Origin of the sequence: Nonomuraea sp. NPDC046570 (genome assembly GCF_040645915.1) — a bacterium.
Classification (GTDB): domain Bacteria; phylum Actinomycetota; class Actinomycetes; order Streptosporangiales; family Streptosporangiaceae; genus Nonomuraea.
In genome coordinates, this window is the sequence record NZ_JBEYZF010000047.1 from 1 (window position 1) to 12,052 (window position 12,052).

Annotated in this window: 15 protein-coding genes and 4 pseudogenes; 9 read left to right on the forward strand and 10 right to left on the reverse strand. The window is 68.2% G+C overall.

Going from position 1 to position 12,052, the window contains the following annotated elements:
* The 3 genes and pseudogenes from ABZ911_RS38735 to ABZ911_RS38745 all read right to left on the reverse strand — a co-directional run.
* Window positions 1-355: pseudogene (locus ABZ911_RS38735) on the reverse strand (transposase family protein); the annotation flags it as partial.
* Between the two features lie 29 nt (window positions 356-384).
* The gene (locus ABZ911_RS38740) at window positions 385-825 is read right to left on the reverse strand and encodes an SRPBCC domain-containing protein (RefSeq protein WP_358068128.1); all 441 of its coding nucleotides are present in this window, start codon (window positions 823-825) and stop codon (window positions 385-387) included.
* Complete coding sequence (locus tag ABZ911_RS38745; RefSeq protein ID WP_358068131.1) at window positions 819-1,160, reverse strand: metalloregulator ArsR/SmtB family transcription factor; 342 nt, start codon at window positions 1,158-1,160, stop codon at window positions 819-821. Before ABZ911_RS38745 ends, ABZ911_RS38740 begins: the two co-directional genes overlap by 7 nt.
* Window positions 1,161-1,241: 81 nt before the next feature.
* Between ABZ911_RS38745 and ABZ911_RS38750 the strand changes: the two genes are divergently transcribed.
* The 3 genes and pseudogenes from ABZ911_RS38750 to ABZ911_RS38760 all read left to right on the forward strand — a co-directional run bounded on the left by ABZ911_RS38750 (window position 1,242) and on the right by ABZ911_RS38760 (window position 2,862).
* On the forward strand, window positions 1,242-1,697 hold the full coding sequence (locus ABZ911_RS38750; protein WP_358068133.1) for a DUF1579 family protein: 456 nt from the start codon (window positions 1,242-1,244) through the stop codon (window positions 1,695-1,697).
* Window positions 1,698-2,032: 335 nt separating this feature from the next.
* Window positions 2,033-2,212 (forward strand): annotated as a pseudogene (locus ABZ911_RS38755) (site-specific integrase); the annotation flags it as partial.
* 119 nt (window positions 2,213-2,331) lie between these two features.
* Window positions 2,332-2,862 (forward strand): GNAT family N-acetyltransferase, encoded by a 531-nt coding sequence (locus ABZ911_RS38760; RefSeq protein ID WP_358068136.1) that lies wholly within the window; start codon window positions 2,332-2,334, stop codon window positions 2,860-2,862.
* 193 nt (window positions 2,863-3,055) lie between these two features.
* Here ABZ911_RS38760 and ABZ911_RS38765 read toward each other — a convergent pair whose 3' ends face one another.
* Window positions 3,056-3,478: a hypothetical protein gene (locus ABZ911_RS38765; protein ID WP_358068139.1), complete on the reverse strand. Its 423-nt coding sequence runs from the start codon at window positions 3,476-3,478 to the stop codon at window positions 3,056-3,058.
* Window positions 3,479-3,628: 150 nt separating this feature from the next.
* Between ABZ911_RS38765 and ABZ911_RS38770 the strand changes: the two genes are divergently transcribed.
* Window positions 3,629-4,375, forward strand: coding sequence for a hypothetical protein (locus ABZ911_RS38770; RefSeq protein ID WP_358068142.1), 747 nt, complete (start codon window positions 3,629-3,631; stop codon window positions 4,373-4,375).
* Window positions 4,375-4,929, forward strand: a complete 555-nt coding sequence (locus ABZ911_RS38775) for a hypothetical protein (RefSeq protein ID WP_358068145.1) — start codon at window positions 4,375-4,377, stop codon at window positions 4,927-4,929. Before ABZ911_RS38770 ends, ABZ911_RS38775 begins: the two co-directional genes overlap by 1 nt.
* 635 nt (window positions 4,930-5,564) lie before the next feature.
* On the opposite strand, the gene ABZ911_RS38780 is transcribed toward ABZ911_RS38775, so the two are convergent.
* Together ABZ911_RS38780 and ABZ911_RS38785 are read right to left on the reverse strand one after the other, a co-directional pair.
* A complete protein-coding gene (locus ABZ911_RS38780; protein ID WP_358068148.1) occupies window positions 5,565-5,882 on the reverse strand; it encodes a TniQ family protein in 318 nt (105 codons plus the stop codon).
* 112 nt (window positions 5,883-5,994) lie between these two features.
* On the reverse strand, window positions 5,995-7,398 hold the full coding sequence (locus tag ABZ911_RS38785; RefSeq protein ID WP_358068151.1) for an amidase: 1,404 nt from the start codon (window positions 7,396-7,398) through the stop codon (window positions 5,995-5,997).
* Between the two features lie 551 nt (window positions 7,399-7,949).
* On the opposite strand from ABZ911_RS38785, the gene ABZ911_RS38790 reads away from it, so the two are divergent.
* The 4 genes and pseudogenes from ABZ911_RS38790 to ABZ911_RS38805 all read left to right on the forward strand — a co-directional run bounded on the left by ABZ911_RS38790 (window position 7,950) and on the right by ABZ911_RS38805 (window position 9,636).
* On the forward strand, window positions 7,950-8,105 hold the full coding sequence (locus tag ABZ911_RS38790; protein ID WP_358068154.1) for a hypothetical protein: 156 nt from the start codon (window positions 7,950-7,952) through the stop codon (window positions 8,103-8,105).
* Window positions 8,106-8,279: 174 nt separating this feature from the next.
* Window positions 8,280-8,549 (forward strand): hypothetical protein, encoded by a 270-nt coding sequence (locus tag ABZ911_RS38795; RefSeq protein ID WP_358068157.1) that lies wholly within the window; start codon window positions 8,280-8,282, stop codon window positions 8,547-8,549.
* A gap of 180 nt (window positions 8,550-8,729) precedes the next feature.
* Window positions 8,730-8,795 (forward strand): annotated as a pseudogene (locus tag ABZ911_RS38800) (helix-turn-helix domain-containing protein); the annotation flags it as partial.
* 142 nt (window positions 8,796-8,937) lie between these two features.
* Window positions 8,938-9,636: a hypothetical protein gene (locus ABZ911_RS38805; RefSeq protein WP_358068227.1), complete on the forward strand. Its 699-nt coding sequence runs from the start codon at window positions 8,938-8,940 to the stop codon at window positions 9,634-9,636.
* Window positions 9,637-9,746: 110 nt separating this feature from the next.
* On the opposite strand, the gene ABZ911_RS38810 is transcribed toward ABZ911_RS38805, so the two are convergent.
* The 4 genes and pseudogenes from ABZ911_RS38810 to ABZ911_RS38825 all read right to left on the reverse strand — a co-directional run bounded on the left by ABZ911_RS38810 (window position 9,747) and on the right by ABZ911_RS38825 (window position 11,802).
* A complete protein-coding gene (locus ABZ911_RS38810; RefSeq protein WP_358068233.1) occupies window positions 9,747-10,076 on the reverse strand; it encodes a hypothetical protein in 330 nt (109 codons plus the stop codon).
* Window positions 10,077-10,258: 182 nt separating this feature from the next.
* Window positions 10,259-10,609, reverse strand: a pseudogene (locus ABZ911_RS38815) (Tn3 family transposase); the annotation flags it as partial.
* A 55-nt stretch (window positions 10,610-10,664) separates the two neighbouring features.
* Entirely contained in the window at window positions 10,665-10,934 is a 270-nt protein-coding gene (locus ABZ911_RS38820) for a Tn3 family transposase (RefSeq protein ID WP_358068160.1), read from the reverse strand.
* Between the two features lie 10 nt (window positions 10,935-10,944).
* Window positions 10,945-11,802, reverse strand: coding sequence for an NAD(P)H-binding protein (locus tag ABZ911_RS38825; protein WP_358068163.1), 858 nt, complete (start codon window positions 11,800-11,802; stop codon window positions 10,945-10,947).
* Between the last annotated feature and the right edge of the window lie 250 nt (window positions 11,803-12,052).

Genomic DNA, 12,052 nt, shown 5'->3' on the forward strand with positions numbered 1-12,052 from the left:
CAACTCCTCGCAAGCCTCGGAGCAGCTTGTTGTAGGTGTGCTGGTCATGACCGAGCTTGGGCTGGCCGGCCTTCTTCTTGACGGGGACACGCACCCCGTCGGCGGCGCCTTCGTAGCCCAGGTCGGCCAGGGCCGGCAACTCAGGGCGGACGGCGGTGAGCGTGGTGATGACCCCGTGCCGGCGGGCGCAGGTCATGTCGTGCTCGCGGCCGGGACGGACGTCGGACACCCATAGCGGCCAGCCGTCCGGTGCGGAGATGACCTGCACGTTCCCGCTGTGGTGCTTGTGCTTGCCCGACCACCACAGGTCGGCGCGTTTGGGTCCAGGGGTGGCGACCCGGTCGGTGGCGATCACATGGATGATTTTGATGTCGGACGTCGGCGTTAGTTGTGGTGGTGGCGCCGTGCTTGGTGGTTGAGACGGTTGAGTAGATGTGCCCAGCCGTGGTTGGTCTCGTCTTCGAGCGCGGCTGGGAGGCCGCTGTGGCGCAGGGTGAGCTTTGTGCCGTTGCCGTCTGGGGTGAGGGTGATGTCGACGCGGGAGGTCCCGGGCGGGATGTCGGGTGCTCCGGGGGTGGGTTCCCACCCGAAGGTGAATGCGATCCGCTCGTGGGGCACGAGTTCGAGGAAGTGTCCGCGCATCACGGGGCGGGGACCGTCGTGCATCTGGACGCGTAGGGGGCCGTGGGGGCGGGCGTCTACCTGGGCCTGGCCCCACCATTGCGCTAGGCGTTCGGGGTCGGTGAGGAACCGCCAGATCGTCTCCGGATGCGCCTGGATCCAGAGGGTCTGTTCGATGGTCTTGTTCGGTTCGGCGTTCAGCATGGCTCCGTCGGCTCCTCCTCGGCGGTGGCGGGTGTGTGTTGTTCGTGTTCGGCCGCCTGTTTGAGGCGCTGGAGCGGGGCCGACCACATGGTTTCGAAGAAGGCCGCGGCTTCGGTCAGCCCGTGGGGGCGTAGCCGGTAAAAGCGCCGGTTGCCCTCCCGGCGGACCTGGATGAGCCCAGCCGTGACGAGGATCCGCAGGTGCTGGGAGACCGCGGGCCGGCTGATGGCGGGAAAGTGAGCGGCGATGTCGCCAGCAGATATCTCACGGTCGCGTACCAGCATGAGGATGGCGCGACGTGTTGGGTCGGCAATCGCCCGCAGCGTCTCGTCCACCGACTCCTCCTCTCAGCGGTCCGGTTGCGGCACACTCCAAGATGCGTAAGTATTTAAGCAGTATCTTACACAGGAGGATGTATGACGAACGACGTCACCCCACGGCCCGAGAACAAGCGTCTGGACGCACTGGTCGGGCGCTGGAGATCTGAAGGGCAGACGGTGGCCACCTCCTCGCAGCCGGCAGTGCGAATCGTCGGCTCCGACACCTACGAGTGGCTGGATGGCGGGTTCTTCCTCATCCATCGCGTGGACGTGCAGATGAATGATGACAAGGTCGAGGTCATCGAAATGATCGGCCCGTATGACCCGGCGACCCGGACCTACCCGATGCGCTCCTTCGACAATCACGGCAACTTCGTCACCATGCACGCGAGCGTGGACGACGACGGCCTGTGGACGTTCACCAGCGAGACCGAGCGGGCCAGACTGGCGATCGCCGAAGACGGCACCACCATGACCGCACGGTGGGAGCGCACCGACAATGGTTCCACCTGGGAGCACTGGATGGACATGACTTTCAGGAGGAACCCCTAACCGGCCGAAACCGTCGGCCATGTCCTCGGCCGTCCATGGTCAACACCTGATCGCCGGGTCACGCGATCAAGCCGTTTCTTGTTCCACCCGGCGGCCCGGCGATGTTTCGGTTCCGATGTGCGGTCGTAGACGGCGGGGCGGCTGGAGCAGACTCCGGCGCAGGTCTTGCAACAGGCGCACGCAGGCCGTCGGAGGTCATGGTCAGACCGCGCCAGTTCGTCCGGGAACGGCTGCAGGTGGTGTACGAGCCGGGCTCGGGTCCGGCAGGTCGCTGAGGACGCGATCCGTAAGGCGGTGCAGACCAAGGCCAATCCGCCGAGGGCACCGGCTGGGACCCGCACGAGCTGCGGCATTCGGCGCTGACGCATCTGGGTGAGGGCGGCGCGAGCCTGTTGATGTTGATGGCCAAGTCCCGGCACAAGAAGACCGAGAACGTGCGCCGCTACTTCCAGCCCTCGCCGGAGGCGATCGCCGAGGTCACCTGTCTGCTCGGCCCCAGCGGCCGCCGCCGGTGATCGCATGCGTTACTGACCACGCCCCGGAGCCCGGACGACCTCGGAGGTGGCCAACCGGGGTCGAGCCGGCGGTGAGGGTTTTGCTTTGCTCGATCGACTTCAGACAGGATGACGGTCTCATGGAGATGCCTTCCCTCTGGCTCACCGCCCATGGTCTGCGGCTTCGGGAATGGACCAGCGGCGACCTGGCCGTCATGCGGGAATTGTTTGACGACCCCGACGTCGCCTACCGGACTCCCTTGGAATCACCGTTCGACCAGGCCGCCGCACGGCGCTACCTCGACAACGCCCACCGGGCACGCAAGGAGAACAAACGCCTTCATCTGGCCATCACCATCGATGACCAACAGCCCCTGGGCGAGGTCCTGCTCAACCAGACCACCGGCAGTATCAGCTACGTGGTGGGGGCTGCTCACCGAGGACAACGCCTGGCCACCAGAGCCGTGCAAACCATCACCCAGTACGCGCACACCGCCCTGGACCTGCCGCGGGTGATCCTGGAGATCGAACCCGACAATCACCCCAGCATCGCCGTGGCGCGATCCGCCGGTTTCCACCCCTGCAACGCAGCACCCGAAACCGTCACCGACAAGGGACGAACCTACGATCTGCTCACTTGGGAGCACTGCTACACCCCTGCTGGGGACTGAACACCGTTTCAGCGATCCCCCGCCCGGGCCAGGCAGGATCAAGGCCTCGACAGCGGCGTCAGGCGTCCAGGTGCGGGCGGTCTTACAGGAGTACGGGGTTGATACTGGTGGAGACGCGTATTCAACTGTCGCGAGTTGTCGTCCCCATGCCTTATTGATTGGTGACGTTCCGTGCTCCCCGGCGGCGTAGCGATCAGCAGTGGAACCCCCGGAAGACGCCGTCCGCATCGGCGTCCTCGGCGAACTCTCCGAATTCCATGTTGCCGATGAAGACGTTGGCGTGAATCGAGGGAAGCTCGGAGGGGATGACGCGCATCTCCCATGGGTATTCCAGCTCGATGACCAGGAACGGCATCTCCTGCGAATCAATGGTGACCTTGTCGGCGATGACGAGGAGCCGGTCCTTATAGCCGTCCGGGAGCAGGGCGAGGATCTGCTGCGAGGTGAGGCCTTGATAGGCGGGGTCCTCGACGACCTCCACCTTGGCCGAGAACTCCTTCATCCAGCCGTCCTTGTCGGTGTCGCCGAGCGAGTCGCGTACGGCCTGCCATCGTTCCTGGTCGGAAAAGTCGGTACGCACCACGAGCAGGGCGTCGACTTTGGGCAACATGTCCATCGGACGATCTTTGAGGCGGAGCCAGTGGCTCCGCAAGTGGCCCCCGGTAGCTCACCGACGACCGTAGTGTCCCGTAATGTACTTCACTGGTGAGGTTCGCCTATTCAACTGTCGTGAGTCGTCGTTCTCGTGGCTTGATGGTGACGTTCCGTGCTCCCCGGCGGCGTTGCGGTTCCAGCCTCCACCACCTTCCCGAAGGAGGCGGGCGGTGGTCTTGTCGTGGTAGCTGAGCGCGTCGGCGACTACGGGGGCAGCCATCTCCAGGAGTTGCTGCCGGATCGCAGCACCGCGAGCGGCCGCTGGGATGCCGATCTCGTTGAGGAGGGCGGACAGATGGTCGGGGCGGCAGGGCTGGCCTGCTCGGCGGCAAGGGAACAACCAGCTAGAGGCGCGGTTGGTGGCGGTGTTCATGTTGTCGCGAGCCGCAATATAGTCCAGCAGCAGGGCTGCGACCGGCTCGGGGACGGGCGAGGGCGGTTCCCCGAGGCGCAGGAACACGTCTTCTCCGTCACGCAACAGGTCATCGACGGTGAGCCGAACGACCCGGGTAAGGGGTTGTGCGTAGAGGAGCACGATGATGCCGACGACCCGCAGACGCTGGGGAACGTGAGCATCGATCAGCAGACGCCGGAGGGCGGCCAGGCGCTCGTCCTCTGTCAGAGGCGCTCGCGACGTGTGAGTACGGCGAAGCCACGCGCCTGGCCGACGCGCACCACCCGAGCCCGTGTCACCCGACCCCGGCCTCCCACCAAGCAGACGGCACAGGTCCCCGACGCCGTCACCAGCCACTACGCCCGGCTGTTGGACGACTCCGGCATCATGGCGTTGATCGACGCCGAGCTCGGCCCACGCCCCGGACCGGCGGGTATGTCCATCCGGGCCGCGCTCATCTGCTGATGGTCTCGATCCACCACAGCGGCAAAGTCACCCTGGCCGAAGCCTGGCAGCTGGCCGCCTGGGAAGACGACGATCCCGACCGCACCCGCAAGCGGGACCTGCTGCAAGACATCGTCACCGCGCTCGTGCTCACCCCGGTCCGCTGGGGCAAAGGCCGCGGCTACCTGGCAGGATTCCGCGGCGACGTCGGCATCGACACCACCGCCGTCCCGGTCTTCGCCCGCCCACCCCGAACTCGCCGCTCCACCGGAGAGCTGATCGCCTCCACCGAGATCACCGCGGGCTGGCACCACTCGGCCGGCAACGCCCCACCCGAGTACGGCTACAGCGCCACCCTCCCCGTCGCCGCCCGCACCCGCCCGGCACTCGGCTCTTTCCCGCAGCCTTCGCCGTCGTCGACCGCGCCTACACCGACCAGCAACCCGGCCACTTCGCCCAACCCGCACGCGAACTCGGCTACCGACTCGCACTCGATTACAAAGTCGACCAGCGGGGAGTGCAGGGCAGCGCCCACGGCGCCCTGCTCATCGACGGCTCCCTGGCCTGCCCCCTGATGCCTGACCGGCTCGCCCGCGCCACCACCGGTCTGGACGACGCCGCCATCCGCACCCCATCGCAAGAACTCACCGCGCTGATCACCGCGCGAGAGCCGTACTTGCTGCGACTCAAACAGAGCCCGACCACAGACGGCGCCCTCCGCTTCCAATGGAACTGCCGAAGATCTGCCACCAGCACACCATCACCCTGCGCAAAGACGACCTCGGCCACCTCGACAGGCCCAGACCATCCTGGTCGCGCTGCTCGTCACCGTCGCCAACGACCACTTCCTCGACCAGTGGCGCCACATCCACCAGCCCCCAGACGAGCCCGACGCACCCGCCGACATCCTCGAGATCCCAGCAGAGCCCATCGACCGCACACCGCTCATGGGCCGGAGCAGGCCACCACCCGTCCCATAATTCGCACTTCAGATCACCTTGTCCCAGCACCCAGCCCGGAGCCGGCGTCGGCATGCCCAGTGACGCGAGCTTGGACCTCCACCAGCGGCCTGACACTACTCGGGCCTTCCCGGACACCTGTTCCGCGACTCCCAAACCAGGACGAACCCGATTCGGAAACCCCTGAAACGACAAGATCCCGCCTGATCTCAATGACCAGACGGGATCCCATCAACTTCAGTCCAGCCATTTCAAGAACGGCCCTTCTGGCCGTCGGCGGGATTCAGGGTGTCGGCCAGCCACGGCACACATCCGGCGATCGTCATCCGGCGCAGCCGGCTCATCGCGACGCCGGTCCGCTCGGCGAGCGCGTGCACGATGATCGTGGGCGTCTGGTAATCCAGGTCTGCGCCACGGTCGAACCGTGCCGACGCCGAGCCGAGGTTATGGGGCAGCAGCTGCTCGACCGACAGGCCGTACAGCCCGGCGAGACGACCGAGCCATGAAGTGAGCGCTTCGCCGGGGCCAGGCTCAGGGTGAACGGGCCAGCGGCGCACACCGTCCGGCACAGGCGCGCGCCTCACACCGGCTCGCGTTCGAACTTGCGGCGCCGCTCGGTCGGGCCGGCGTAGGAGGCCATCAAGCCCCGCCTCCTGCGGGACCGGGACCGACGACCCGCGGTCAGCGCGGGTCGATCGGCGTCAGCGCCCCGGTCGCCGCCTCCACCACCGCGGCGGCGTCCAGGCACAGATCCTCGCGGAACCTCGGACCGATGATCTGTACGGCATGGGGCAGGTCCCCGGCCGGCCCGACAGGCACGGCGACCGCGGGTAGTCCGAGAAGGTTGACCACCACGGCCAGGCGCATCGTGTCCGGCCAGTCGGCCAGCCACTGGGGATCGAGATCAGATCCGACCCGGAAGGCCGGACGCGTGCGAACTGGCGCGAGCACCAGCGGTGTACGGCTCATCCACGCGCTCCACAGGCGCGCGATGGACGCCCGCTCCATCATCGGGTCGAACGCCTGCTGCCCGGTGGCTCGCGTCCAGATCGGCTCGTAAGCCTGCCAGAAGTGCACGAACCCGGGGGACGCGACAGCCTCGACAGGGGGCTGCTCGCGGTGCACCCGGCCGTAGCTCGACATGATCTGCGTGTAGATCTCACTCGCGCGGACGAGGGCCGGAGCCTGGCCTTCCTCGACGAGGTAGCCCGCGTCGGCCAGCGCGTCGGCCGCGCGCCTCAGCGCGCCGACCACCTCCGGGTCCGTCTCGGCTCCGTCGGGATCGGTCACCACGCAGATCCGCGCCGGCGCCGGCAGGGGCGGGCCGTTCAGGGGCACTGGCGCGTACCACGGGTCCCCGCCGGGCCGTCCGCACATGTGGCCGAATGCCAGGCGCAGATCCCGCACGTGCCGGGCGATCGGACCATGGACGCCGAGTAGCTGGAATGCGAAGGGAGTCGGCCCGGCCGCCCGCTCCCCGGCCTGTGCCACCCTGCCCAGCGAGGGCTTCAACGCGCTGACGCCGCAACACTGAGCGGGCCAGCGCAGCGAGCCCGCGCCGTCGTTCCCGATTCCCAGCGCAGACATTCCCGTCGCCACCGCGGCCGCCTCTCCGCCGCTCGAGCCGCCCGGTGTGTGCTCGGCGGACCAGGGGTTGACCGTCGCGCCGCGCAGCGCGTTGTCGGTATGCCAGCGCATGCCGAACTCGGGCATGTTCGTCCGGCCGATCGGGATCGCTCCCGCCGCGCGCAGTTCGGCGACGGGGGGCGCGTCGGCGGCCGCCATCGCCTCCCGCAGGGCGACGATGCCCATCGTCGTCGCCGACCCCGCGACGTCGATGTTCTCCTTGATCGTCATCGGTACGCCGCACAGGGGGCCGACCGCGTCACCCCGCGCGAGCGCCCTGTCGGCCGCGTCCGCCGCGGCGAGCGACTCCTCCTGCAGCGTGACCGTGATCGCGTTCACGCGGGGGTTCACGCCGTCGATCCGCCGTAGGTGCGCCTCGATGACCTCCCGGCACGACACCTCTCCACCGCGGACCAGCTCCGCCAGATCCCACGCGCCCAATGCCCACAGCTCCGTCAACGCATCCTCCTCGGTGTCCGTGCCGGGAAATCTAGAGGGAGACGCCAGAAAAGAGCAGTCTTGTGTTCCCCGGCGGCCTCAGCCGTCCTCACTGCACAGCAGGCTGGAGGGATGTGCCTGAGGGAACCCACGAGCCATCTCTTGGCCGGGGACCGTCAGTGCCCGCGCAGCGTCTGCGACGGCGGCTGCCCGTACCGCGCGGTAGAGCGCGGCGCGACCTCGCGTCCCCGGTCTGGGTCTGGGCAGGCGTCAGCACCAGCGCTCCCGCGCATGGTCCAGCGATGCCCCCGCCCTCGAGATCACGTGAGCATGGTTCGACTTCTGCCCGCTAACGTCCAATCACATTCTGTGGCTTTATACGTAGTCGGCTGCTAGCGGGCCTGACAGCCTCAGGGCACGGCGATGGCCGAGATCGGCTCGGAGCATTCGCCTCGCTAAGACGCTGGAGCTACACGGGCGGGGATCTCAGATAGCTGCGGCGCGCGGGGGATTCAGCGAGAGGTAAGTCAGGTGCTGTTGCCTCAAGGCACGGCTCGAAAGGGGAGGAACCCTTGACCGCGAAGATCCTCATCACATGGGCACTGATCGGCCCGCCGACGGTGAGGACGGGCAGCGCGGTGCCCTACCTGCCGCTCTACCACCTCGATCTGCCCGTGGGGCTGAGTGCCTCCTCGCCCGGCCTGAGGGGATCAAGCCGGTGGGCATGACCTGCAACCCTTGCGGGCGATCACGCACACCTCGGTGCTGACGAGGACGAGGCGGCCGCAGGAGTTTGGCGTACGAGCCGATGAACGCGGGACGTCCCCCTCCTAACATCTTCCCTCCCAAGCTGAACGAAGGCGACGTCATACGAGTGGTGGCGCCACCACATGAGGTGAGTTGTGTTTCAGGCTGCGGTGTGGGGTGACGAAGCACCCCGAGCGCCTGCAGCCCGAAGGCCCGTTCGACGAAGGGCGTTCACCGGGGCGGCCGCGAAGTTCGCTGATCCCGGCTCCGCGGCGCGCATCTGCCGCACGTCTCCGGTAACGGCCGAGGACACCGCCTTCTCTCTCGCCCGCCACAAGGACCCCAAGGCCGCCTCCCAGGCGGCCAGCTACGTCACCATGGTCAAGAAGGCCGAGGCCACCGACCCGCGCCCGGCCGGTGTGTGATGGTCGGCGGTCCAGATCAGCGAGGGGCCGCTGCAGGCCGCCTTGGACAAGAACAAGCGTTTCACCGGCGAGGTCAGACGCACGGCGCCGAGAATGTTGAGCGCCCAGGTGACTGGTTTTGAGTTCTGGTGTCCGTTCCGCCGCATCTCACTAGTCCATGCGCCGGAAGTGCGGACGCCGCAGAACGCTGGCGTGCGGGAGATTGCGCGGCGCCTGGGGCGTTCGCCGTCGACCATCTCGCGGGAGTTTCCTCGCACGCGATGGCTCTGGGCACCGGGGAGGCCGCGATCGTCACACGGTCACGGTGACGCGGCCCCCGCGAGAACCGTCCTGCAGGAGGGCGGGTACCAAGCGAATCCCGGCCTCCGCCCGTTACGCTTTGGCAGTGATGGATGTGCCTGGGCTCTCCCTCCAGGCCGCCCACGTCGTCGAGCCGGGCGTCGCTGCGCGAGACCCGAACCTCTACGCCATCGCAGTCGAGTATCCGACGGCACCACGGAGTCCGTGGACCGGCCTGCCGGTCCACTCGGCGTACGAATGGGCCGCGGACGTCGCGGGCCGACTCGCGGAAGAACTCGCGACCGGGCTGGTCCGCCGCGGCCGCCGGACGATCCGCAGCGGGTACGTCCTGCTGGACCCCCGCGATGCCCCCGACGTCTGCCCCACCGGCTACTTCATCAGCTCGGTTCCCCCGCATCCGTCCAAGGCCGGCTCCTGGCTGGCCAAGGCAGGGCTGGACGTGACCATCCCCCGACAGCTGATCACCGGAGACAGGCTCGCCTGCTGGCTGCAGGCCTACGTCGACAACGAGCGCGGCGAGCCCTTCGTGGGTCATGCGGCCGCGTCCTGGGAGAACGAGCAGCGCACCACCGTCCGTCTCGACCTGGTGCACGTCTTGCCCGGCGTTCCACCGGAGGTACGCGACGCGCTGGTGCGTATCGCGGTCGGCGAGGCGGCCGAAGCCGGCGCCCTGCGCGTGGTCGCCGCGATCGACGATGCCGCCCTTGCCGGGCTAGGGTTCCGGCCCGCCCCCGGCGAGGGCCTCGTGCTGCACACCGATACCCAGCAGCCGGCCCAGAGCGAGTAACTCCTGCAGGGCAGGCCAAGGCAAGAAGACAACAGCGATGCGCTACCGACCTATCGTGTCGCGAAGCACTGTCAGAATCCTGTCGCTCAACAATTGCCCGGCTCGGGGGTTCAGCGGCGGGGCTGTAGCCGTTCCAGGCCGCCGGATGGGTGGGCGTCGCCGAGTGCGCCGAGGGCCTCGATCAGGGCGGCGTACAGCTTGGCGTGGTGCCAGTGCCGGCGCCCGATCTCGTCTTCGTCGAGCTGCCGGGCGAGTTCGGCCAGCTGGCTGATCCAGGCTTTGGCGCTGGCCGGGACTCCGCCGCTGAGCGGGGTGCGGGTGACGATCTCGCGGATGACCTCGCGTACCGGCTCGGTGCGCGCGAGCCCGGCGCCGATGTCGCGCTGCAGGCGGGTGGCCGCAGTGCGTATTGGCAGGTTCGGAGCTGGCTCGCCTGACATGGAGCGATCCCCCGGCCCGGACCCGGGATTCGAGATCGAGATGGGTGGTGGGCTCGGCCGCCGGCGGGCTGAGGTTGAGGATCCAGTTGCCGAAGCGGCGGATGACGTGCGTGATGTAGGGCGAGATGGTCGCCAGATCGTCGGGGTCGACGGACCGTCCTTGGGCCAGCGATGGCGTTGGTGGCGTCGGTAATGTCGCAGGCAGTGGGGTAGATGACGCAGTTGGCCAGCGGCCCGTTGAACTTGATGATCTTCTCGTGGCAGTCGGGATCGTTGTGGCCGATCAGCTTGCCGCCGAACATGAGCCAGTCGGCGAAGCCGTGGAAGGCCTCGTTGCGGTTGGTGACCTGGGTGATCTGCTCGCGCAGATCCGGGTCGGACAGGTAGCGCAGGAGCGTGATGGTGCGTACAGCGCGACCGAGCTCACGGAAAGTGCGGTAGAGCCGGTTCTTGCGGGAGTGGTTCCCGAGTCGCCGCAGAAGAGTGACCGAGGAGACCCGGTTCTCCCGGATGGAGATCACCTGCGGCGTCACGGTCCGTCCATATCGATAGTTCAAAGATCTGCGAGCAGGAAGCCGCCTGCGGCCCCTATGGGGCGAACAGGACGCGAGATTCGAGATCAAGACGAGTGGTGGGGGCGACCGGTGGGTTGAGGTTGAGGATCCAATTGCCGAACCGGCGGATGACGTGGGTGATGTAGGGCGAGATGGTGTCCGGCTGGATCTCCGAGGCGTTCTTCAGCAGGCCCTCGATGATGTAGACCGCTTCCCACACCCCGCAGGGGATGAAGTGGCTGAACAGCGCAACGAACGGGGCGGTGCGGCGGGCCGAGGCCCCGCAGCACCGGCCCCGCCTCATGCCGTCGCCGTCAGGCGGCCCAGGCCAGCTCGGCGGCGTGGTCGGCCGCCCACTGCGCGAGCGTACGGCCCTTCCTCCCGGTCACCTGCTCGAACGTGGGCGAGACCGACGGGGGCTCCTCGGCGTACTCGGCCTGGTAGCCCAGGACGAACTCGGCGATCTCCGCCGGGAACCCGGCCTCGATGTAGGCCCGGCGAGCCTGCCCGTACGTCAGCCCCTCGAACGCGATCGCACGGCCGAGCCCGGCGCCGATCGCCTCCGCCTGCTGCCGGTGGGTGAGCGCCTCCGGCCCGGTCAGATCGTACGCCCGGCCCGCGTGGCCGTCCTCCAGCAGGGCGATCGCCGCGACGTCGGCGATGTCCGCCTCGTGGATCGGCACGCCGACGCCGTCGGGGTAGGCGTTGCGGACCACGCTCTCCCTGCGGATGGACTCGCACCAGACGTCGAGCTTGTTGACGGCGAACTCGCCCGGCCGCACGTGGGTCCAGGTCACCCCGGACTTCTCGACGACCTGTTCCACCGCGTGCAGCATCTCGTAGTAGCCGCCCCGCCCGGTCGTGACGCCAGAGCTGGTCAGGGACACGATCCGGGCGACCCCGGCCGCCACGGCGCGGCTGACGAAGGCCTCCGCCAGGTCGGTCGCGTGCTCTGGATCGAAGAGGCCCGCGACGAGGAACACGCTCCGCACCCCGTCGAACGCCAGGTCGCCCGGACGGTTCAGGTCGCCCTTGACGACGTCGACGCCCTCGGGCAGCCCGGCGGTCTCCGGGTTGCGGGTGAGCGCCCGGACGGGCCGTCCAGCCGCGACGAGCCGATCGACCACGTGCCTGCCCACGGTGCCGGTCGCTCCGGTAACGAGGATGGTCATGGAGAGCCTCTTTTTGTGGGAAACGAACGATGGATGCGGGCCCGCTGCCGAAGACGGTAGAACAGGTCCGGCAGACCTCGCATATGGAACGTTCCCACCTGGGCCTTTGCGGCCGTTCGACGCGGCGGCGTCACGGCCGACGTTCCGGCGGCTGGGAGGCTTCAGCCGTGGGCGCCCGTCCAGACCGGCAGGGACTGGTGACCGCCGCTGAACGCGACCGGCGGCCGCTCGCCCACGCGAATGTCCACGA